The organism is Rhodoferax sp. (assembly GCF_028689295.1).
Classification (GTDB): Bacteria; Pseudomonadota; Gammaproteobacteria; order Burkholderiales; family Burkholderiaceae_C; genus Rhodoferax.
Map to the genome: position 1 here is coordinate 1 of NZ_JAQTWL010000024.1, position 21,544 is coordinate 21,544.

Sequence of the window (21,544 nt, forward strand, 5' to 3'; positions counted from 1 at the left end):
ATTGCACCAGCCAGTCAAAGCTGAAGCTGCTCCAGCCCAGGTCCTGCATCAGCTTTTCCAGGCCCAGGCTTGGGTTCAGAATCCATTTCCAGGCGGTGCCGGTCACGATGAACGACAGCGCCATGGGGTACAGGTAGATGGTGCGGATCATGCCCTCGAAGCGGATTTTCTGGTCCAGAAAGATGGCCAACAGCATGCCCAGCAGCATCGAGCCGCCGACATACAGCACACTGAAGATGCCCAGGTTTTTGAGCGCCACGTACCAGCGGTCCATTTCCCACAGGCGAGTGTATTGCTCCAGCCCGACGAACTCGTCGTAGTTGGGCAGCATGCGCGAGTTGGTCACGGACAACACCCCGTTCCAGATCATGAAACCATAGATGAAGGCGAAGCCGAGCACAAAGCCCGGCGCGATCACCAGCTTGGGCAACACGTTTTCAAAAGACTTCATGGCTGTTTGGCCTTACGGTTGGAAAGTGGTGTGGGCTGTTTTAGGAGCACTTGCGCTGTGACGGGATCAGACGGGCCGGGTATTTCACTTCGTTCGTGTCCCCCGACCCCAAACCTGCGGACTGGGGTCTCCTCCTTTACCTCACTACGCGAAACACCCGACCCGTCTGATCCTGGGAGGGCTTTACTTGGTCGCAGCCGCCTTGGCGATGCTCTTCACACCGTCTGCCACGCTCATCTTGTCGTTGTTCCAGAACTGGCTGACCGCATCCTTCATGGCGCCCGATACGGCGGGCGGAACGGCCATTTCATGAGCGATGGAGGGTACCAGGCCGCCGGCTTTTGAAGTCGCCACAAAGTCCTTGCTGGAAAGCTTGGCGCAGTCGTCGAACTTGGCCATGTCCATGTTCAGGCGCACTGGAATGGAGCCTTTGTTCAGGTTGAAGACTTCCTGAAACTCGGTGCCCATGATGGCTGCTGCCAAGTCGGCCTGCGCTTTTTGGGCACCGGCGTCCTTCAGTTTGAACATGGCAAACGAATCGACGTTGAACGTAAAGGCGTTGGCGGTGCCGGGGGCGGCGGCGCAGATGTAGTCCTTGCCCGGCACCTTGCCAGCGGCAGTGAACTCGCCCTTGGCCCAGTCACCCATGAACTGGAAGGCGGCTTTTTCCTGGATCACCATGGCCGTGGCCAGGTTCCAGTCGCGCCCGGGGGATGCCGGGTCGGTGTAAGTCTTGACCTTGCGGAAGGTTTCCAGCGCCTTGGTCATGGTAGGACTGGTCAAGGCTTTTTGGTCCAGCTTGACAAAGGCATCTTTGTAAAAAACGGCACCGCCGACGCCCAGCGCCACGGATTCGAAGGTGGTGAAATCCTGCCAGTTCTGGCCACCATGGGCGACCGGAATCAGACCTGCTTTTTTGACTTTCTCAGCGGCAGCAAAAAATTCGTCCCAGGTTTTGGGGGCGCCTGACACACCGGCTTTTTTCAGCACGGCGGCGTTGGCCCACATCCAGTTGACGCGATGCACATTCACCGGGGCGGCAACGTAATTGCCTTTGTATTTCATGACGTCCGCCACCACCTTGGGCAACAGCGCATCCCATTTTTCGGCCTTGGCAGTGGCGTCCAGATTGGCCAGCACGCCCTCGCTGGCCCATTCCTGAATGGCCGGCCCCTTGATCTGGGCTGCAGCAGGCGGGTTGCCCGCCACCACACGGCTCTTGAGCACGGTCATGGCGTTGTCACCACCGCCACCGGCCACGGCAAAATCTTTCCAGGTGTGGCCTTTGCTTTGCATGATTTTTTTCAGCTCGGCCGCCGACTTGGCCTCGCCGCCCGAGGTCCACCAGTGCAGCACCTCGACTTCGCCGGCCAGCGCCGCGTTGGCCGCCACCACCATTGCCACGGCCGTCGCCAATTGGGTCAATTTGATCATGTCATCTCCTTGAAGTGAGCCTGGGTTGTTCTTGGGTAGCCAAGGCTTGGGTTGATTCGTGCAGACACCATGTTGCGCGAATTAATTAATTGTTAATTAATATTTCGATGGAGACTATTATGGTTTACCCTTGATTTCCATTCTCTAAGGCTTCAACGCTTCTGAATCCGATGCCCGCGCTTCGTCTGATAGATTCGAACGGCACGGCATTCCGTTGCGGCTTCAAACTTCCATCTGATCAAAAGACATGAGCACATTAGATCTCTCAGTTCTGTTTTTCCTGCAAATGGCCGTCATTCTGGGGGCATGCCGAATCATGGGCATCCTGTTCAATCGGATAGGACAGTCGCAGGTTGTCAGCGAGATGATCGCTGGCGTGGTGCTGGGGCCATCCCTGATGGGGTGGCTGTTTCCCGGTTTCAGTTCCTACCTCTTTCCTGTCGACTCCACCCCCATACTATTTGCGGTCGCACAATTGGGATTGGTGCTTTATATGTTCCTGATTGGCGTCGAGTTCGACGTCAATCTGATCAAGTCACGCTTGCGTAGTGCAGCTTCGGTCTCGCTGGCGGGCATCGTAGTGCCATTTGCACTGGGCGGGACGCTGGCGTATTTTTTGGTCCGTGATGCCAGCCTGTTCGCCGCCAGGACCACGACCCTGCAGGCGGTGCTGTTCATGGGTGCGGCCATGTCGATTACGGCTTTCCCCATGCTGGCGCGTATTATTTTTGAGCAGGGTTTATCCAGGACCTCGCTCGGTACCCTGGCATTGGCGGCAGGGTCCATGGACGACGCTGCGGCATGGTGTGTGCTGGCCGTCGTGCTGGCGAGTTTCCAGAACAATCCGGCCATCGCGGTCTATGCGATTGGCGGTGGTGTTTTGTTTGGGCTCGTTGTCCTGCTGGGCCTTCGGCGTGCATTGCTACCGCTGGGCAAACGAGTGGCAGCGGCAGGTGAGATGAGCCAGGGCATGCTGATCTTTGTGCTGATGCTGGTCATGCTGGGGGCGTGGTTTACCGACTTCATCCAGATTTACGCGGTGTTTGGTGCCTTCATCATGGGCATCGCCATGCCCCGGGGCAAGTTCGCGGCCGAGTTGCATCGCATCATCTACCCGCTGACCACGGCCTTCCTGCTGCCGATGTTCTTCGTCTATTCTGGTTTAAACACCAAGATTGGCTTGGTCAACACCCCCTATCTTTGGTGGCTGACCGGTCTGGTGTTGCTGGCGGCCACCTTGGGCAAGGGCGTTGCCTGCTATGGCGCCGCGCGCTGGCATGGGACCAGTCACCGTGAAGCGCTTGCCGTGGGCACGCTCATGAACGCGCGCGGCCTGATGGAGCTGATTATTCTGAATATCGGCTTGCAGCGCGGCATCATCGAACCGGCGCTGTTCGCCATCATGGTGTTGATGGCCATTACCACCACACTTATGGCGACGCCGCTCTTCGAGCGGGTCTATGGCAGCAAGGCCTCGCGCGCCGCTAAAGAAGAGGCATTTTTGTAATCGCCGACCCGGCTCGCGTTGTTCAGCTTAGGGTAAGCGTGAAGAGGATTTGGCGCGGTTCAGGGTAAGATGGAATCCTTTCCATATCCGTTGTAATTTATAAACCGGAGACAAGCATGCTTATTAGTGCTGCCCGTACCGCAGGCAAAATTCTTTCCCTGACGGCGCTGCTCGTCAGCGCCGGTCTGGCCCAGGCCCAGAGTCAGACTGTGTCCGTGACGGCCTACCCAGCGGTGGATGAGATCATCAAGGCCGCGATTCCGTTGTGGAAAAGAACACATCCCAATGTGGAGATCAAGCTGGTCAGCCGTGCCTTTGACGACCACCATACGGCAATGACGACGGCGTTGTCCACTTCGTCTAACCTGCCTGACGTGATGGCGTTGGAGTTCAGCTACGTGGGTCGTTTTGCCGCTGGCGACGGGCTCGAAGACCTGTCCCAGACGCCGTATCGCATCAAGGACACGCAAGCGCGCTTTGTGCCCTTTGCCTTCAAGCAGGCCACCACCAAAACCGGTGCGGTGGTCGCGGCCCCGACCGACATCGGCCCAGGAACACTGTTGTACCGCGTCGATGTGTTGAAAAAGGCCGGTGTCACCGAAGCCGAACTGACCGAGTCCTGGGATTCATTTGTGGCGTCGGGCGCGAAAATCAAAGCCGGCACCGGTGCCTACCTGATGGCGCACGCCCGCGACATGAAGGACATCCTGATCCGTTCCAACGTCAAGCCCGGCGACGGCCTGTACTTTGACGCTGCGGGTAAGGTGGTGGTGGACTCGCCGCGCTTTGTGCGTGCCTTCGAGTTGGCGCGCAAGGTGCGCCAACAAAAGCTCGACGGCAAGATCGGCGCCTGGTCCACCGAATGGTCGCAGGGCTTCAAGAACGGCACCATCGCCACCCAGATGTCGGGTGCCTGGCTGGCGGGTCACATGGCGACCTGGATTGCGCCCAGCACCAGGGGACTATGGCGCGTAGCCCAACTGCCCGAGAAATCCTGGGCCGCCTGGGGTGGCACTTTCTACGTCATTCCCAAAGCGGCCAAGAACAAGGCCCTGGCCTGGGAGTTCATTCAGCTGATGATCCTCAACCGTGACGTGCAGCTCAATGCCTTCAAGATGCAGGATGCTTTCCCGGCCTTGCTGGCTGCGCACACGGATCCGTTTTATGAGCAACCGATCGAGTTTCTGGGCGGTCAAAAGGCACGTTTGCTGTGGCGCGAAGCGGCGTTGAAGATCAACGCCATCAACGTGCACAAGCTGGATCCGATTGCCGACGAGATCATCAACACCGAGTTGGACAAGGTGCTGGATCAGGGCAAGGACATCCTCATGGCGCTGGCTGATGCCAAGGCCTTGCTGGAGCGGCGCGCGCGTCGCTAAGGCGGCCCTGCGCGACTCCTCTTTACGCAGACCCCTGCCATGAAGCGATCACTGCTCCCCCGTCTGTCGCCGAAATGGGCGCCCTACGTGTTCCTGAGCCCGTTTGTGCTGCTGTTCGTGGTGTTCGGCATCTTCCCGCTGACGTTCTCGTTCCTCCTGGCGTTCCAGTCCTGGGAGCCCACGGCGGGTTTGTCGGCGATGAAGTTTGTCGGGCTGGAAAATTTCATTTTCACACTGCAAGATGAGTGGTTCTGGAAGTCCCTGAAAAACACCTTCTGGTTGGCGACGGCCGCCGGCGTGCCGCAGCATCTGGTGGCGATTCCGCTGGCGTTCTTTATCCACTCCTCCTTCAAGCGCTCACGCAACGCCGTCGTTGGCATCTATTTTCTGCCCTACATCACCTCTACCGTGGCCATTGCCATGATGTTCAGTACGCTGTTTTCCACCGACTACGGCATGATCAATCAAGGCCTGCAAGCCTTGCACCACGTGCCAGTCCTGGGCTGGCTGATGCCGGCGCAACCCATCGACTGGCTGAACCAGGCCGACAATGTCAAGCCTGCTATTTCCTTGGTGGTGTTCTGGCGCTATCTGGGTTTCAACACGGTGCTGTATCTGGCCGCGCTGCAAACTATTCCTGGCGACATTTATGAGGCGGCCACCATGGACGGAGCCGGGCGCTGGCAGAAGTTCTGGTTCATCACGCTGCCCAGCTTGAAGCCGATGATCTATTTTGGTGTGACGCTTTCCGTGATTGGTGGACTGCAACTGTTTGAAGAACCTTTCATCCTGACCGGCGGGCGCGGCGGTACCGACCAGGCAGGCATGACCACCGCCATGTACATGTACCGCACAGCCTTCGAGTTCAATGACTTCGGCACCGCCAGCGCGCTATCGTGGCTGCTGTTTGTGTTTGTTGCGCTGCTGACATGGCTCACCAACCGCGTGTTTCGGAGTCGGCATGATGCAGCGTGATCGTCTGGCGCCCTGGGCCGCCTACCTGCTGGTGGGAGTGGGCACGCTCATCATGCTGGCACCGTTTTATTTCATGTTCGTGTTTGCCAGCCACTCCCGCAGCGAGATATTCAGCATGCCACCGCCTCTGTGGTTCGGCAACGATTTCATGTTGAATTTCAGCATTTTGAATGAGCGCATCCCGTTCTGGCGCAGCCTGGGCTGGAGCCTGTACGTGGCGCTGGCTGCCACGGGGCTCACGCTGCTGTTTTGCAGCATGGGCGGCTACGCCTTTGCCATGTTCGAGTTCCGCTTCAAGAAGGCGCTGTTCACGCTGGTGATGGCGACAATGCTGTTGCCTGCCTTTCTTGGCATGATCCCGACCTTTATGATCATGGACGCTTTCGGCTGGATCGACCAGCCGCGCGCGCTGTACATTCCTGGTGCGGCCAGTGCCTTCGGCATCTTCATGATGCGTCAGTTCATCGCTTCGGCCATTCCGCGCGATCTGATCGAGGCCGCGCGGATGGACGGCTGCGGTGAGTTGCGCATCTATTGGAGCGTTGTGCTGCCACTGCTGCAGCCCGCCATGGGCACGCTGGGCCTCATCACCTTCATCGGTTCCTGGAACAACTTCATCGGGCCGCTGATCGTGATGCGCTCGCCCGAGATGTACACGTTGCCACTGGCGTTGCGCAGCCTGCAAAGCCCGGCCAATACCGAATGGGGTGCGCTCATGGCGGGCGCAGCCATTGCCACCGTGCCGCTGCTGGTGCTGTTTGCCTTTTCTTCCCGCCGCCTGATTGATGGGTTAACCGCCGGCGCGGTGCGCGGCTGATTTCTGTTCTTGACCACACTATGACCACTACATCCAACGCTGCCTTCCCCAAGCACTTCATCTGGGGCGTTGCCACCAGTGCATTCCAGATCGAGGGTGCGTCCGAAGCCGACGGCAAAGGGCCTTCCATCTGGGATGATTTCTGCCGCATTCCCGGCGCTATCCAGGACGCCAGCGATGGCCGGGTGGCCTGCGATCACTACCACCGTTGGGAAACTGACCTCGACCTGGTCGCCGACCTGGGTGTTGATGCCTACCGCTTCTCGGTGTCCTGGCCACGTGTGCAACCCTTGGGCTCGGGGGCGTTCAATGAGAAGGGATTCGAGTTCTACGAGCGGCTGGTAGACGGCATGCTCGCGCGTGGTCTCAAACCGTATCTGACGCTGAATCATTGGGACCTGCCGTCTGCCCTGCAGGCCACCGGTGGCTGGGAGAACCGCGACACCGTGCAGTGTTATGTTGACTATGCCTGTGAAGTGGCACGACACCTGGGCGACCGCGTCGCCTCCATCTGTACCCATAACGAACCCTGGGTGGTGGCGGTGCTGGGTCATGAGTCAGGCATCTTTGCCCCTGGCATCAAAAGCCGTGCTGTCGCGATCCAGGTCGCGCACCATTTGTTTTTGAGTCACGGCATTGCGGTGACGGCCATGCGGGCACAAGGCTGCAAGGCCGACATGGGCATTGTGCTCAACCTGTCTCCCATCAATCCTGCGACGGACTTCGACGCCGACCGCGCGGCTGCGCGCCGCGCCGATGGTGGCGGATTGCGCTGGTATGTGGAGCCATTGCTCAAGGGTGAATATCCGGCCGATGTGCTGGAAGATCTGGGTGCCGATGCACCCAAGGTATTGCCGGGAGACATGGCCAAAATCAAGGTGCCTATCGATTTTTTGGGTGTCAACTATTACATGCGCAGCGTGGTCAGCGCGGGCGAGCCCTGGGACGTCAAGGCCAGCGGCCACGAAATCACCGATATGGGCTGGGAGGTGTATCCGCAAGGCCTCACCGAGTTGCTGCTGCGCTTGCACCGTGACTACACACTGCCGCCCATCTACATCACGGAAAACGGTGCTGCGTTCAAAGACGAGGTGATCAACGGCCAGGTGCATGACAGGCGGCGCCAGAAATACATCGAAAACCATATTGCCGCCGTGCTTGCTGCCATGCGCCAGGGTGTTCGGGTGAACGGCTATTTTGTCTGGAGCCTGTTGGACAACTTCGAGTGGTCCTCAGGCTACGCCAAGCGCTTTGGCATCGTCCGGGTGGATTACGCCACGCAAGAGCGCACCCTCAAGGACAGCGCGCTTTGGTACCGCGCATTTCTGGCTGCGGAAAAAAGAAAAGGACTGTGACATGGGACATCTGGCGCTAAAGGGCATTCGCAAGAGCTACGGCGATGTGCCCGTGATCCACGGCGTCGATCTGGAGGTGCGCGACGGCGAGTTCCTCGTGTTCGTGGGCCCCTCCGGCTGCGGCAAGTCCACCATGCTGCGCATGATCGCGGGGCTGGAGAGCATCACAGAAGGCGACTTGCTGATCGACGGCGTTCGCGCCAACGAGCTGCGCCCCGCAGATCGGGGCGCAGCCATGGTGTTCCAGAGCTATGCGCTGTATCCGCACATGACCGTGGCCGAGAACATGGGCTTCTCGCTGCGCATGGCCGGTGTCAAGAAGTTCGAGCGCGAACAAGTGGTTCAGCGCACCGCCGACGTGCTGCGCATCTCGCACCTGCTGCCGCGTCTCCCCAAGGCTTTGTCCGGCGGCGAGCGCCAGCGTGTGGCGATTGGTCGCGCCATTGTGCGCAAGCCCAAGGTGTTCCTGTTTGATGAACCCTTGTCGAACCTGGACGCCGCGCTGCGCGTGACCATGCGCATCGAGCTGGCGCGCCTGCACAAGGAGCTGGGCACCACCATGATTTATGTGACACACGACCAGGTGGAAGCCATGACGATGGGTGACCGCATTGCTGTGTTCAACAAGGGGCGCATCGAGCAATTGGGGGCGCCCATGGACTTGTACGCGCGCCCGGTCAATGAATTTGTCGCCACCTTTCTTGGCGCTCCGCATATCAACCTGATCAGCCGTCCGGCGCAGGATGCCTCCGCAGCGCACGCCGCCTTGTGGAGCGCTACCGCCCGACAGGCCCCGGTTGAGGCGAACAAAGTAGGCATTCGTCCGGAACATCTGCACCTGAGTAACGTGGAACAGGGCGTGCCCGCCCAGGTCATGTTGGTTGAGCACTTGGGCGACGCCTCGATCATCCATCTACGCGTCGAGGGTGTAGATGCATTGCTGACGGCCAAGGTTGCGGCTCACGAAGGACGCGTGGTGCCTGGGCAATTGACAGGCCTCTCATTCGATGTGGGCGGTGCGCTATGGTTTTCGAGCGATGGCCAATTGCTCTCATAAAACATTGCACGGTCCCTGCACCGGTCTTCAAAATCACCTTTTAACCGAAATTGGGAACCGCCGTCCATGACCTCAATTCTGTCCTTTTTGCGCCTCGCGCTGTCAACGCTGCCGCTGTTTGCGACGGCAGGTTAGCGGGTCTTTGGTGCGATCGAAACCCTTTTGAAGAAATACAGCCCGCCGCAGTGGCGATGCCCGGTGTCAATCGCAGAGCACCCAGTTGCCGGGGGCGGAATCCAATCCGCCGCGCAATGGCATTTTGGGTTTGTTGGCCTCTTGTCTGGGAGAACTTCATGAGAACCAATTTTGTTGCACTGATACTGGTAATGGCAGGGGCAATGGCGCAGGCGGAAGTTCGACTGGCTCACGTCTTTACCGACCACATGGTGCTGCAGCGCCACCAGTCCATCCATGTATGGGGATCGGCCCGACAGGGTGAGACGGTCCACGTGGCATTGAACCACCAGTCCACCCACAGCACGGCGGATGGGCAGGGGCACTGGCGCGCAGTGCTCAAGGCCGAAGCCGCAGGCGGACCTTACGTCTTGACGGTTCGGGGCGACAACACCATCCATTTGAAGGATGTACTGGTGGGGGATGTGTGGCTGGCAAGCGGGCAATCCAATATGGAATTGACAGTGGGCCAGTCCAACGACGCGGCCAGGGAGGTGGCGCAATCGGATTGGGTACTGATTCGCCATATCAAGGTACCGAAGACGGTCGCATTTCAACCGGCCGCCGACATTGGCGAGTCAGCCTGGCAAGTCAGCAGTCCGGCCAATACGGGTGAATTCTCCGCGGCGGGCTATTTCTTTGCGCGCAAGCTGCAGCAGGAATTGGGCGTGCCGATCGGCATCATCAACGCCTCCTGGGGCGGCAGCAACATCGAGACCTGGCTCAGTCCGATCGCACTGGCGGCACGGCCTGAATTCGCCCTGGCTTCCATGCCGGCGGATGCCACGGAGTACGGAGCGCGGTACCGTCATCGCATGACGACCCTGATCGCGCGCTGGCAATCCGGAATCCCGGTTGAAGCCGGCTCCACCAAAGGCTGGAAGGAACCCGATTTTGACGACCGTGCCTGGGCCACCCTGCGTGCTCCCCTGTATTGGGAAGATCAGGGACTGGAAGAGCTGGACGGCGTGGTTTGGCACCGCCGTGTGATCGAGTTGACGCCAGAACAGGCGGCATCGGCGGCTACGCTGCAATTGGGCATGATCGACGACTGCGACGAGACCTACGTCAACGGCCAGCGTGTCGGCGACACCTGCGGTTGGGAGACCCCTCGACGCTACGGCGTGCCCGCATGCCTGCTCAAGCCCGGTAATAACCTGGTGGCTGTGCGCGTCACCGATACTGGCGGTGGTGGCGGTTTCCATGGCGAGGCCAGCGCCATGCGCTTGCAAACGGGAGCCGACAGTGTGACGCTGGCCGGTGACTGGAAGGCACGCGTGGAGAGTATTTCAAGCAAGGACCAAATCGCCCCGAACGATCTTCCGACGCTGCTTTTCAACTCGATGGTGAGCCCCCTCACGGGCTTTCCCATCAGGGGCGTGCTCTGGTATCAGGGCGAGAGCAATGTGCCGCGTGCCCGGCAATACGCGCAAACCTTCCCCTTGCTGATCCAGGACTGGCGCCAGCAATGGCAGCAGCCCCGGTTGCCGTTTTACTTCGTGCAACTGGCTTCCTTTTTGCCACTGGACCGCAATAGCCTGGTGGGAAGCCGCTGGGCGGAACTGCGCGATGCGCAGCGTCAGGCCTTGAAGCTGCCCGGCACCGGCATGGTGGTGGCGACCGATATTGGCAATGCGAACGATATCCACCCGCGCAACAAGCAGGGCGTTGGCCTGCGTCTGGCGTTGCACGCCCTTAAGAACGAGTATGGCCAGAAGCAGCTCGTAGCCAGTGGCCCGCAATACCAGTCGATACGGGTGCGCGGTTCGCAGGTCGAAGTCAGCTTCTCTGAAGTGGGTCACGGTCTGGTGACGGCCCGCAGCGGAGCGACCTTGCGCGGCTTTGCCGTGGCGGATCACCGTCGGCAGTTCTTGCCAGCCCGGGCCCGCATTCAGGGCAACAAGGTAATCGTCTCGCACTCTGCTGTCGCCCACCCCAAGGCAGTACGCTACGGGTGGGTCGATAACCCTGAAGAAAGCAATCTATTCAACCGCAATGGGCTGCCGGCGTCACCGTTCCGCAGCGACGACTGGCCGGGACTGACCGATCAGATGAAATACCATTATTGATTAGCCTTGCATTCGATGGGGGCGCTGCGTCATGGCTTTCGAGAGATGGCCAGTTGCTGCCATCGTGCAGTGCTGCAATGCCGCCAAAAAAAGAAAGCCAAAAGCCATGACCCAAAAGCACACACTGACTATTCTGATGGCGACTACTTTTTTTCTTGGAGGATGTGCCATGCGTGAACCTTGGACACTGGCCGAAGGCCAGCATCCGCAATCATTTGAAAAACAAAGCGGCAAAACTGACAAAACCCGCTTTCTGCTTTATTTGCCCCCGGGCTACGACAAGGTCGCTGGCAAGACATGGCCGCTCATCGTCTTTCTGCACGGCTCCGGTGAGCGTGGCGATGATATTGAAAAAGTGAAGTTGCACGGGCCGCCGAAAATAGTCGAGACACAAAGGGACTTTCCTTTCATCGTGGTTTCGCCGCAAGCACCTGCCAATACGAACTGGGATAGCACTAGCCTGAAGGTGTTGCTGGATGAAGTCATCGCGCGCCTGCCGGTGGATGTCGATCGCATTTATCTGACCGGCTTGAGCCGCGGTGGCCATGGCACCTGGAACATGGCAGCTGATCATCCCGAGCGATTCGCCGCGATCGCGCCGGTCTGTGGTGCCAGTGATGTGAAGAGAGCCTGCAATCTGAAAAATATTCCGATATGGGCTTTTCACGGAGACAAAGATACGGTCGTCAGCCTCAAGGACGGCGCCGACATGGTGGACGCCGTGAAGGCCTGTGGCGGGGATGTGAAATTCACGGTTTACCCTGGCGTGGGCCATGATTCCTGGACGCAGACCTACGAGAATCCGGCCTTGTATGAGTGGTTTCTGCAACATAAGCGGCAAACAAGCGCTTCAAGGAAGCCGTTCCCAGCGTGAATACGTACTGCTGGAACGATGGTGGCCTTACCGAGATGTCGTGCTCGTTGAAGAGCCGCAGCCGTTCATCCCGGACTACTTCAACCACGAGCGCTTGGACGCCTTCGCAATACTCGCTTGATAGGACCCTCATCTTTCGTGGCAATTCTTTGGTAAAACGCCTGATTTTTTTCCCGGCAACATCACATGACAACTCACAAAATCTCCCTTTCGTCCATCAAATTTTCATGGAGAACGTGGAGTTGGCTTTTTGGTCTGACTTTGCTGGCGCTTCAGGCACACGCTTTCGATCTGCAAGCGCATCGTGGTGGCCGCGGACTATTGCCAGAGAACACGTTGGCCTCGTTTGAAAATGCACTTCGACTGGGTATCACGACGCTTGAACTCGACATCGCCATCACGGCCGACGGCATTCCTGTGATTTCGCATGACTCGGCAATGAATCCCGCCATCACGCGCGATGCCAATGGCCGGTGGCTCAAAGAGCGCGGCCCCCTTATCAATTCCCTTACGCTGGCACAGGTGCAGTCGTATGACGTTGGCCGAATTAACCCGGCCAGCCGCTATGCGACCGAGTTTCCGCAGCAGCAGGCCCGTGATGGACAGTGCATCCCCACTCTGGCCGCCCTGTTCAAACTGGTCAATGAGCTCGGTGCCAACGATGTCCATTTCGACATGGAGACCAAAATCAACCCGCACTATCCACAAAGCACGCTGGCACCAGAGGCCTTCGTCAACACCCTGCTGGCAGTGATACGTCAAGCCGGTATGAGCAGGCGCGTCATGGTTCAGAGTTTTGACTGGCGGACGCTGGAATTGCTGCACCAACTGGAGCCCGATTTGCGTACCATGTATCTCACCATTGAAGCACCTGACTTCAACACGCTAATAGACGGTTCCTGGAATGCCGGGCATTTGCTCAAGGACAACGGCGGTTCCGTGCCGCGCATGGTTCGCGCCTCGGCCGGCCAGGCGGCGGGCGTTATCTGGGCACCCAACCAGAACAACCTCAGCGCATCGCTGGTGAAGGAGGCCCAAGCTTTGGGCCTGCAAGTGATCCCCTGGACTATCAACCAGCAGGCCGAGATGGAGCGCCTGATCGATTGGAATGTGGACGGCATCATCACCGATTACCCAGACCGCTTGCGAAAAACGCTGCGGCTAAAAGGAGTAGTCTTGCCCAAAGGCGTGACCAACTGAAGCCTGTCTGAATTTTTTGGCCAACCACCGACAGTCTCAAGTCCACGCGCCTGAACCGCTCGACGCTTGAGCCACTCAACGTGGTCGGTCCCAGACAAAAGTGGCGACGCTGGCACCCGGCATGGTGTGCTCGAAGCTTTTACCACCAAAACTCACAGAAAATCGGCATGAATTGGCAGCCGAATTCAACACAATCAAGGCGACGGAGTTGTCATCAGAGTTCTGAAAGGCCACCGTCTCCAGGCTGTCTACCCCAGTCGTGGACTCAATGCGACGTGCGCCCTGACGGACAAAGCGGCTGGCATGTGCCAGCGCATAGTAATCAAAATTGCGTGTCACCTCACCGGTCTTGGAATTGATGGTTACCACCCCACGGCAATCGGTACAACCGCCGCTGTGGGGCCCATGGTTTTCGTCCAGCGCAATGTTCCATAACAGGACGCCCTTGGCCCATCCTCGGGTGGTACCAATGATCAAATTGCGCATGTACCAGGGCAGGGTTTCGCGCCAATCCGGTTTCCAGTCGCCACCAGAACACTCAGTGAAGTAGGTTTCTTTATCCGGGTAGGCAGCATGCACCACGGCCTGCGCACTCACATCACCGGCGTAACAGTGCCAGGCGACACCCGCCACGTAGGAACGCGCTTTCGGATCGGCCAGTACCTGCAAAGGCGCTTGCGGCTCGTCCCAGTTGTGGTCCCAATCCAGAATACGCACTGGCGTGGGACGTTTCACCAGCAGCGGCCCCAGGTATTCGCCAATGAACTTGGCTCGGGCAGCCGACTCGACCCGCATTCCAGGATAGTCCTTGGGTTCAAAGTGCGGTTCGTTCTGCACGGTCAACGCAAAAAGGGGAAGGCCCTCAGCCTCCATCGCATCGGCAAATTTACCAAGGTACTGAGAAAATGCGCCGTAGGCCTCTGGGCGCAGCGTGCCCTGAATCAGGCTGTCATTGCTCTTCATCCACCCGGGCGCGCTCCAGGGGGAAGCCATGACGCGCAGCTTGGGATTGACGGCCAGCGCACTCTTGACCATAGGCATCACATCCGAACGCATTGGGTCGATTGAAAACTTCGCCAATGGGTAATCAGTCTGTCCGGCGGGCACATCATCCAGTGTGTAGTGGCTGCGGGAAAAATCCGAGGCACCGATGGTCACGCGCGTGAAGCTCAAGCCAATGCCGGGTGGCTTGCCGAACAAATCTGCCATCAGAGCCTGTCGTTGCTGCGCATTCATGCGGTTCTGGATCAACCAGGCCGATGCGTCGCTGATGTTGGCGCCAAAACCAACGATTTCCTGGTAGCGCTTGCTGGGATCCACCGCAATATTCAGCGGCAATGGCGTGTTGACCCCAAAAACGATGTCCTTCTGCCGGGCAAGCAGTTTCGACTGATCAGTCAGAGTCACCCAAGTCTGCACGGGACCACCTGGCGAACTGCCAACTGATGTCGTCGTCTGTGCCTGTGCCGCAGTGCTCCATCCCAGCCCCAATATGACCACCATCACCAGTTTCGACACCTTGTTCGTGCATGTTTGCATCATCATTTGTCAGCCTTCGTGCAATATTCGACGTAGATTCAAGTTGGTGAAGAGGGCGTTTTCGACGTTTACAAGCGCTGCCCGGTTGTTTGGTTGAACAGTGAGATTTTGGACAGATCGATGGTGAAGCGAACCGGCTCATCCACACTAAAGCCCAGCGCGCCGCTCACCACCGAGGACAACAGCTTGCCGCCAAAATCCAGCCACACGACGTGGTGATTTCCCATGGGCTCAATTAATGACACCGTGCCTTGATGCGCACCGCCCGCGTGGATCAACAGATTTTCCGGGCGTATGCCCAGTATGACGGGCTGCGCAGCGACGGGCCGGCCCAGGAACGCATAGGCGCCGACATCGAGCGTCAAATTCTTCGACTCAAACACCATGGAACCCACGCTGGCGCCGAGCTGGCCGCTCAGCAGATTCATGCCGGGCGAGCCCAGAAAGCCGGCAACGAAAAGGTTCTGCGGCTTTTCATAGACTTGCGCGGGGGCACCGATCTGTTGGATTTTGCCGCCCAACATGACCACAATGCGGGTCGCCAGTGTCATGGCCTCCACCTGATCGTGGGTCACGTAAATCATGGTCGAGCGCAGGTTCTTGTGCAGTAGCTTGAGTTCTCGCCGCAGTTCCGCGCGCAGCTTCGCGTCCAGATTGGACAGCGGCTCATCGAAAAGAAAAACGCCCGCTTCGCGCACCAAGGCCCGCCCAATGGCGACACGCTGGCGCTGCCCACCTGACAACTGTGAGGGCTTGCGGTTCAGCAGCGGCTCCAGCTGAAGCATTTGCGCCGCACGCTGCACACGGCGCTCAATCTCGGCCTTGGGGGTTCCCTTGACGCGCAGGCCAAAAGACATATTGCGCTCCACGCTCATGGTCGGGTAGAGCGCATAGGACTGAAACACCATGCCGATATTGCGGTCCGTTGGATCGGCCCAGGTCATGTCCTGGCCGCCGATGACGACGCTTCCGTCGGCCACGTCGATGAGACCGGCGATGCTGTGCAGCAACGTGGATTTGCCGCAACCTGAAGGGCCCAGCAGAACCAAGAACTCGCTCTCCACCACATCCAGATTTAGGCCTTTAATGACTTCGTTGTCGCCGAAGCGAATGCAAAGATTGCGGACACTTACGCTTGCCATGCTGTTACCCCTTTACCGCACCGGCGGCGATACCCCGCACAAACCAGCGACCAGAAACAAAATAGACTGTGAGCGGCACCAGCGACGTGAGAATCGTCGCTGCCATATTCACGTTGTACAGCCGCGTGCCCGTGGTGGTGTTGATCACATTGTTGAGCTGCACCGTCATCGGAAGATTGTCCCGGCCTGCAAACACAAGGCCCAGGATGTAGTCGTTCCAGACACCCGTGACCTGCATGATGGCAGCGACGATGATGATGGGCGTGGACATGGGCAGCATCAATTGCACAAAGATGCGGATGAAGCCGCCGCCGTCGATGCGCGCGGCCTTGAACAACTCCTGCGGAATCGACTGGTAGTAATTGCGAAACAGCAGCGTCATGACCGGCATGCTGAAGATGATGTGAATAAGCACAATGCCCGGCAAGGAGCTGAACAGCCCCAGCGTCGCAAGCACACGCACCAGTGGAAACATCATCACCTGCACCGGAATAAAGGCGCCCAGCATCAGAATGCCGAACAGCACATTCGCGCCGCGGGGTTTCCAGAACGACAAGGCGTAGCCGTTGAGCGCACCCAGCAGGATGGGCAGGATCGTGCTCGGAATCACGATGAAAAGCGAGTTCCAGAAGCCGCCGCGAATGCCTTCGCACGAGACGCCGGTGCAGGCCGTCGTCCAGGCCGCCACCCAGGGTGCGACCGTGATGTCAACGGGGAAGGCAAAAATATTGCCCAGGCGAATCTCGTCCATGCTCTTGAACGAAGTTGCCAGCATGATGTACAGCGGCATCAGGAAGAACGCCGCTGCCGTCAACAAAAAGGCGTAAACGCCGATGCGCGCCGGACCGAATGCAAAGGGGCGACGTGCGCGCGGGGCGGCAGCCGTCGTCATTTCGTACCCCCGGCGCCGTTGGCACGGCTGCGCGCATACAAGAGCGGCGCCAGCAAAATCAGCACAGTGAGCAGCAGCACAATGGAACCGGCTGACGCCAGCGCGATGTTGGCGCGCCCGAACAAATGGTCCATGATGAATTTGGCCGGTACTTCGCTGGCCGTACCGGGGCCGCCCTGCGTCATCGATGCCACGGCGTCAAACAGCTTGATGACGGCCGTGGAGAGCAACACGAACACCGTAGCCACCGACGGCCCCAGCATCGGCAGCACGACGGAGACGTAAACGCGCCAGGTGGGAATGCCGTCGATGCGCGCGGCTTTCCAGATATCGTCGTCGATGCCGCGCAAACCCGCCAACAGCATGGCCATCACGAGGCCCGAGGCCTGCCAGACGGTGGCGATGACGATGGTGTACATCACCTTGTCCTGGTCGATGATCCAGTCAAACGTGAAGTCTTCATAGCCCATTTGGCGCACCGCCTGTTGAATCCCGTTGCCCGGGTTCAGCAGCCACTGCCAGACCAGACCGGTGGCGACAAACGACATGGCGTAGGGGTACAGGAAGATCGTGCGCAGGGCGCCCTCGGCCATCACCTTCTGGTCGATGAAGACCGCCAGCAAGAAGCCAATCACCATGCACGCCACGATGAACAGCACGCCGTACAGCGCCAGGTTTTGCAGCGACAACAGCCAGCGCTCGTTGTCGAATAGGCGCTCGTATTGCGCCAGGCCGACGAACTCGTCCGAGGGGAAGGTGCGCGAGTTGCTCATGGACACCTTGAGCGACCACAGTACCGTTCCCAGATAGGCCACGAGTACCGTCGTGGCCATGGGCAACAGCGCGCTCCAGATGGTGAACTGGCGCAGCAATTGTCTGGGTTTGATCTTCATGGTCAACACGCCAAGGTCTTAGCTTTTCAACGCGCGGGCAATATCCTTCTGCACCTTTTCCACGGGGATGGCCTTGTTCCAGTAGGCCGTCAGAATGTCCGCCAGCGAGCCATTCTGGTCCGGGTTCAGATAGACCTCGCCGTTGCCCAGATGGCGCGACTTGTCCTTCATGATGGCTAGGCCCTGCTGGGCGCAGACATCCATCTTGGACGAATCGACATCGGTGCGCACGGGAATGGAGCCCTTCTTGTTGCTGAACGCCACTTGCGTGGCCGGCGCCAGCATCAGGCTGGCGAGCACTTTTTGCGCCTTGATCTGTTCCGCATTGCTGGTTTTTGGAAAGACGAATACATCGCCCTGGATGATGTAAGGCGACTTGGGTCCAAAACCCGCAATGCAGCCATAGTCCTTGCCCGGCACCTGGTGCGCCAGCGTGAACTCGCCCTTGGCCCAGTCACCCATGATTTGCACGCCGGCCTTGCCCGTGATCAGCATCGCCGTGGCGTCGTTCCAGTTGCGCCCCGGAGAACCCTTGTCCACATAGGATTGCAGACGCTTGAACGCAAGGAGCACCTTCTTGAAGTCCTCGCCCTGAATCACCTTGGGGTCACGGTCGCGCAACACTTTCAGGTAGAGCTCGGTGCCGCCCAAGTTTGCCAGGACCGCCGTAAAGACGGTGTTCTCCTGCCAAGGCTGGCCACCGTGCGCCAAGGCAATCAGGCCCGCGGCCTTGAGCTTGTCCAGCGCCGCAAACAGTTCGTCCATGGTCTTGGGTTCAGCGGTAATACCTGCTTTTTTAAACGCCGCCTTGGAGTACCAGAACCAGGTCGGCATGTGAATGTCCACCGGCGCGGCGTAGTAATGGCCCTTGACCTTGACCACGTTCAGCACGGTCTCGGGCAGGAACTTGTCCCAGCCGTCGCGGATCGCCACTTCATCGACGTTGTTGAGCATGCCTTGCTCGACCACGTCCAGAAATTGCTTGGAGGTATTGAACTGCGCCATGGTCGGCGGGTTGCCGCCGACAATGCGGTTAATGGCCACGGAGCGCGCCTGTTCGCCCAGCGCCACGGCCGTATCCACCCAGACACCACCGGTGGTGGTGTAGGCGTCGGAAAACACCTTCACCGCCGCGGACTCCCCACCTGATGTCCACCAGTGAATCACTTCGGCCTTGGGCCCCGCAGCCTGGACGGCGGTGCTACCGAGGAATGCCAATGCCAGGGCTGCGGCCAGAATATTCTGTTTCAACATATTGCTTCTCCTTGTAGGAAATCACGGTACCACTTGCCGCTGGCCTTGAGTCGGCGCTGCTGCGTGTCAAAGTCGACGTGCGTCAGACCGAAGCGGCGAATATAGCCTTCGGCCCATTCAAAATTGTCCAACAGACTCCAGGCAAAGTAGCCCTTGACGGGGATGCCCTGCGCCACGATCTCGCGCGCCGCTGCGATATGGCGCATCAGATAGCGTCGTCGTTCGACATCGTTGATCTCTCCGTCCGCGCCGACCACGTCGTCGTAGGTGGAGCCATTCTCGGTCAGGTAGATGGCTGCGGGTTGGTAGTCCCGTGCCACTCGGCTGAGCAGCGCCACCATGCCTTCGGGTGACACTTCCCAGCCAAAGGCTGTGCGCTCGACGTTGGGCGTCTCGATGACGCGCGTGGACATCACACCCTGGCCCGGCGCATCGGCCACGATCTCGGGGAAGTAGTAATTCACACCCAGGAAGTCCGTGGATGTGGCAATCGCGGCCAGATCACCGTCCTGCACCACGGGTGCATTGGCACCCAGAATTTTCCAAATATCTGCCGGGTAGCCACGGCCATGCAGTGGGTCCAGAAACCAGCGATTGCGCAAGCCGTCGTGGCGCGTTGTAGCAGCCAAGTCTTGCGCGCTGTCCGATGCGGGTTTGAGCGGATGCAGGCTGAGCGCCGCGCCGATGCAAGCATTTGGCGCATTGCGCCGAATCACGGGGATTGCCAGCCCGTGCGACACCAGCACGTTGTGACTCACCTGCAGCGCGGTCTTGAAGTCCTTCAGGCCCGGCGCGTGCACACCTTCGTAGTTGCCGTGAAACGCGGTGCACCAGGGTTCATTGTGCGTGATCCAATGTTGGATGCGGTCGCCCAGATGGCGGCTCACCACATCGGCGTACTCGACGAAAGCGTCTATGGTGTCGCGATTCACCCAGCCGCCCTGGTCTTGAAGTGCCTGCGGCAAGTCCCAGTGGTACAGCGTGACCCAGGGCTCCAGACCACGCTCGAGCATGCCATCCACCAAACGCGAGTAAAAATCGAGTCCCTTTGGGTTCGGTACGCTGCCTCGACCGTTCGTGAAGATTCTGGGCCAGGCGATGGAAAACCGGTAGGCATTGGTGCCCAGACTGCGCGCCAGGTCAAGATCTTCCGGCCAGTGATGATAATGGTCACAGGCCACAGCGCCACTGGAACCGTCCCGAATATGGCCCGGCGTGGCGCAAAAGCGATCCCATATTGATTCGCCGCGAAGATCCGCATGGACTGCGCCTTCGATCTGGTACGAAGAAGTAGAACAACCCCATCGGAAGTCAGGGGCAAAGTCGTTGCGCTGGAGAATCAGCAGATCATCAGTTGTTGTTTTTTTCATGTTTTTATCGGTACCGTATCTCACCAGTTGGAAAGGATTCCAATTGTAGTCTCAGAGACCATCCCGTCACATCCGTAGCAACCCTTGGTTTTGTGAATTCAGCGAGTGACTGGAACTGGTTTTTTGCGCGAAACGGCCTTCGGTTCCGCTGCTTCCTGCGCCATCGCCACAGACGCACGCCAGGTCACACTGACCGGAAATTTCCGCAGCACCGGCTGCGCCTCGCCATAACACTGGTTGAGCAACCAGCGCAGGCCATTCAATGTGATCTCGCGCCAGGGAATGTGCACCGATGTAAGTTGCGGTGCCGAGTACTCGGCGCTAGGGGTATCGTCATAGCCCAACACCGAAATGGTTCCGGGTACTGAAATTCCAGCCTGCTGAAAATAGGCCAGGGCACCTACCGCCATTTCATCATTCGCACAGAATAGCGCCGTAAATTCGTGCCCGGATGACGCCAAGGATCGTGCTGACGCCCATCCACTTTCCGGTGAAAAGTCGCCTTGCAGCGTCACGACCTGGCTGGCATCAATACCCTTGCGCTGTAACTCGGTCATAAACCCCTCCACGCGTGCCACGTTATCGGGCGAAGAGCTTGGGCCCGCAATCACCGCGAATTTGCGATGCCGCATTTTCAACAAGGCCTGCGCGGCCAGCACGCCACCTCGCGTATGGTCGGCGGTGAAGCACTGGTCATCAAGGTTCACAAAGCGATGATTCAGCATGACCAATTTGCTTTGCTGAGGGCCCAAAGCCTTGATGTCTTGCTCGCGTAGCGCGTCGCTCATCACCACCAGTCCGTCACAGCCACGCTCAATCAGGAACTCAAGGCCCTCGATCGCCTGCTGTCGTGCGTCGCCGTCGCCACATCCAAAAGCCACCACCATGTGCCGCCCCGTGGTGCGCAACTCGGTATCGATGGCCCCGAGGATAGGGGTGTAGAACGTCCCCTTGAGCATGGGGATATACACGCCAATCATTTGGGAAGACCCCGACAACAGCGACCGCGCCGCATGGGAAGGACGAAAGTCCAGTTCGGCAATGGCCTGACGGACACGCTCGGCTGTCGCTACCGCTACCGATCCCCTGCCGCTGACCACCCGCGATGCTGTTCCCACCCCAACGCCGGCCAGGCGAGCAACATCCTTGATTGTGGTCATTA

At 59.0% G+C, this 21,544-nt stretch carries 18 protein-coding genes; 9 read left to right on the top strand and 9 right to left on the bottom strand.

The window, feature by feature from the left end; genetic code table 11:
• Both PHF15_RS14655 and PHF15_RS14660 read right to left on the bottom strand, forming a co-directional pair.
• A partial coding sequence (locus PHF15_RS14655) for a sugar ABC transporter permease (RefSeq protein WP_300122197.1) occupies window positions 1–451 on the bottom strand: 451 nt, incomplete at its 3' end.
• 183 nt (window positions 452–634) lie between these two features.
• Complete coding sequence (locus PHF15_RS14660; protein WP_300122200.1) at window positions 635–1,885, bottom strand: ABC transporter substrate-binding protein; 1,251 nt, start codon at window positions 1,883–1,885, stop codon at window positions 635–637.
• 247 nt (window positions 1,886–2,132) lie between these two features.
• Here PHF15_RS14660 and PHF15_RS14665 point away from each other — a divergent pair, with 247 nt between their 5' ends.
• The 9 genes from PHF15_RS14665 to PHF15_RS14705 all read left to right on the top strand — a co-directional run bounded on the left by PHF15_RS14665 (window position 2,133) and on the right by PHF15_RS14705 (window position 13,292).
• Window positions 2,133–3,392, top strand: coding sequence for a cation:proton antiporter (locus tag PHF15_RS14665; protein WP_300122203.1), 1,260 nt, complete (start codon window positions 2,133–2,135; stop codon window positions 3,390–3,392).
• Window positions 3,393–3,508: 116 nt separating this feature from the next.
• A complete protein-coding gene (locus PHF15_RS14670; protein ID WP_300122204.1) occupies window positions 3,509–4,771 on the top strand; it encodes an extracellular solute-binding protein in 1,263 nt (420 codons plus the stop codon).
• Between the two features lie 39 nt (window positions 4,772–4,810).
• A complete protein-coding gene (locus PHF15_RS14675; protein WP_300122206.1) occupies window positions 4,811–5,746 on the top strand; it encodes a sugar ABC transporter permease in 936 nt (311 codons plus the stop codon).
• Window positions 5,733–6,563 carry a carbohydrate ABC transporter permease gene (locus PHF15_RS14680; protein WP_300122208.1) on the top strand — a complete coding sequence of 277 codons (831 nt, stop codon included), beginning with the start codon at window positions 5,733–5,735 and terminating at the stop codon, window positions 6,561–6,563. Before PHF15_RS14675 ends, PHF15_RS14680 begins: the two co-directional genes overlap by 14 nt.
• Window positions 6,564–6,583: 20 nt before the next feature.
• Window positions 6,584–7,918 (top strand): GH1 family beta-glucosidase, encoded by a 1,335-nt coding sequence (locus PHF15_RS14685; RefSeq protein ID WP_300122210.1) that lies wholly within the window; start codon window positions 6,584–6,586, stop codon window positions 7,916–7,918.
• A 1-nt stretch (window position 7,919) separates the two neighbouring features.
• The gene (gene ugpC / locus PHF15_RS14690; protein WP_300122212.1) at window positions 7,920–8,975 is read left to right on the top strand and encodes a sn-glycerol-3-phosphate ABC transporter ATP-binding protein UgpC; all 1,056 of its coding nucleotides are present in this window, start codon (window positions 7,920–7,922) and stop codon (window positions 8,973–8,975) included.
• 293 nt (window positions 8,976–9,268) lie between these two features.
• On the top strand, window positions 9,269–11,218 hold the full coding sequence (locus PHF15_RS14695) for a sialate O-acetylesterase (RefSeq protein ID WP_300122215.1): 1,950 nt from the start codon (window positions 9,269–9,271) through the stop codon (window positions 11,216–11,218).
• A 31-nt stretch (window positions 11,219–11,249) separates the two neighbouring features.
• Window positions 11,250–12,092 (top strand): alpha/beta hydrolase-fold protein, encoded by an 843-nt coding sequence (locus tag PHF15_RS14700; protein ID WP_300122218.1) that lies wholly within the window; start codon window positions 11,250–11,252, stop codon window positions 12,090–12,092.
• 186 nt (window positions 12,093–12,278) lie between these two features.
• Window positions 12,279–13,292 (top strand): glycerophosphodiester phosphodiesterase, encoded by a 1,014-nt coding sequence (locus PHF15_RS14705; RefSeq protein ID WP_300122221.1) that lies wholly within the window; start codon window positions 12,279–12,281, stop codon window positions 13,290–13,292.
• Between the two features lie 75 nt (window positions 13,293–13,367).
• On the opposite strand, the gene PHF15_RS14710 is transcribed toward PHF15_RS14705, so the two are convergent.
• The 7 genes from PHF15_RS14710 to PHF15_RS14740 form a co-directional block, all read right to left on the bottom strand.
• Window positions 13,368–14,699, bottom strand: a complete 1,332-nt coding sequence (locus PHF15_RS14710) for a glycoside hydrolase family 30 beta sandwich domain-containing protein (protein WP_300122224.1) — start codon at window positions 14,697–14,699, stop codon at window positions 13,368–13,370.
• Between the two features lie 200 nt (window positions 14,700–14,899).
• Window positions 14,900–15,973, bottom strand: a complete 1,074-nt coding sequence (locus PHF15_RS14715) for an ABC transporter ATP-binding protein (RefSeq protein ID WP_300122227.1) — start codon at window positions 15,971–15,973, stop codon at window positions 14,900–14,902.
• A 4-nt stretch (window positions 15,974–15,977) separates the two neighbouring features.
• The gene (locus PHF15_RS14720) at window positions 15,978–16,865 is read right to left on the bottom strand and encodes a carbohydrate ABC transporter permease (RefSeq protein WP_300122230.1); all 888 of its coding nucleotides are present in this window, start codon (window positions 16,863–16,865) and stop codon (window positions 15,978–15,980) included.
• Window positions 16,862–17,758: a sugar ABC transporter permease gene (locus PHF15_RS14725; protein WP_300122233.1), complete on the bottom strand. Its 897-nt coding sequence runs from the start codon at window positions 17,756–17,758 to the stop codon at window positions 16,862–16,864. The genes PHF15_RS14720 and PHF15_RS14725 overlap by 4 nt, the downstream gene beginning before the upstream one ends.
• Before the next feature lie 18 nt (window positions 17,759–17,776).
• Window positions 17,777–19,012 carry an ABC transporter substrate-binding protein gene (locus tag PHF15_RS14730; protein WP_300122236.1) on the bottom strand — a complete coding sequence of 412 codons (1,236 nt, stop codon included), beginning with the start codon at window positions 19,010–19,012 and terminating at the stop codon, window positions 17,777–17,779.
• A complete protein-coding gene (locus PHF15_RS14735) occupies window positions 19,006–20,382 on the bottom strand; it encodes a GH1 family beta-glucosidase (protein ID WP_300122239.1) in 1,377 nt (458 codons plus the stop codon). The genes PHF15_RS14730 and PHF15_RS14735 overlap by 7 nt, the downstream gene beginning before the upstream one ends.
• A 98-nt stretch (window positions 20,383–20,480) precedes the next feature.
• The gene (locus tag PHF15_RS14740) at window positions 20,481–21,542 is read right to left on the bottom strand and encodes a LacI family DNA-binding transcriptional regulator (RefSeq protein WP_300122251.1); all 1,062 of its coding nucleotides are present in this window, start codon (window positions 21,540–21,542) and stop codon (window positions 20,481–20,483) included.
• Window positions 21,543–21,544 lie beyond the last annotated feature (2 nt).

Coding starts and splice junctions, on each gene's coding strand:
- ugpC (WP_300122212.1), top strand. CDS start 7,920: ATGGGACATCTGGCGCTAAAGGGCATTCGCAAGAGCTACGGCGATGTG.
- PHF15_RS14670 (WP_300122204.1), top strand. CDS start 3,509: ATGCTTATTAGTGCTGCCCGTACCGCAGGCAAAATTCTTTCCCTGACG.
- PHF15_RS14730 (WP_300122236.1), bottom strand. CDS start 19,012: ATGTTGAAACAGAATATTCTGGCCGCAGCCCTGGCATTGGCATTCCTC.
- PHF15_RS14705 (WP_300122221.1), top strand. CDS start 12,279: ATGACAACTCACAAAATCTCCCTTTCGTCCATCAAATTTTCATGGAGA.
- PHF15_RS14695 (WP_300122215.1), top strand. CDS start 9,269: ATGAGAACCAATTTTGTTGCACTGATACTGGTAATGGCAGGGGCAATG.
- PHF15_RS14715 (WP_300122227.1), bottom strand. CDS start 15,973: ATGGCAAGCGTAAGTGTCCGCAATCTTTGCATTCGCTTCGGCGACAAC.
- PHF15_RS14735 (WP_300122239.1), bottom strand. CDS start 20,382: ATGAAAAAAACAACAACTGATGATCTGCTGATTCTCCAGCGCAACGAC.
- PHF15_RS14665 (WP_300122203.1), top strand. CDS start 2,133: ATGAGCACATTAGATCTCTCAGTTCTGTTTTTCCTGCAAATGGCCGTC.
- PHF15_RS14700 (WP_300122218.1), top strand. CDS start 11,250: ATGGCTTTCGAGAGATGGCCAGTTGCTGCCATCGTGCAGTGCTGCAAT.
- PHF15_RS14720 (WP_300122230.1), bottom strand. CDS start 16,865: ATGACGACGGCTGCCGCCCCGCGCGCACGTCGCCCCTTTGCATTCGGT.
- PHF15_RS14680 (WP_300122208.1), top strand. CDS start 5,733: ATGATGCAGCGTGATCGTCTGGCGCCCTGGGCCGCCTACCTGCTGGTG.
- PHF15_RS14685 (WP_300122210.1), top strand. CDS start 6,584: ATGACCACTACATCCAACGCTGCCTTCCCCAAGCACTTCATCTGGGGC.
- PHF15_RS14725 (WP_300122233.1), bottom strand. CDS start 17,758: ATGAAGATCAAACCCAGACAATTGCTGCGCCAGTTCACCATCTGGAGC.
- PHF15_RS14675 (WP_300122206.1), top strand. CDS start 4,811: ATGAAGCGATCACTGCTCCCCCGTCTGTCGCCGAAATGGGCGCCCTAC.
- PHF15_RS14660 (WP_300122200.1), bottom strand. CDS start 1,885: ATGATCAAATTGACCCAATTGGCGACGGCCGTGGCAATGGTGGTGGCG.
- PHF15_RS14740 (WP_300122251.1), bottom strand. CDS start 21,542: ATGACCACAATCAAGGATGTTGCTCGCCTGGCCGGCGTTGGGGTGGGA.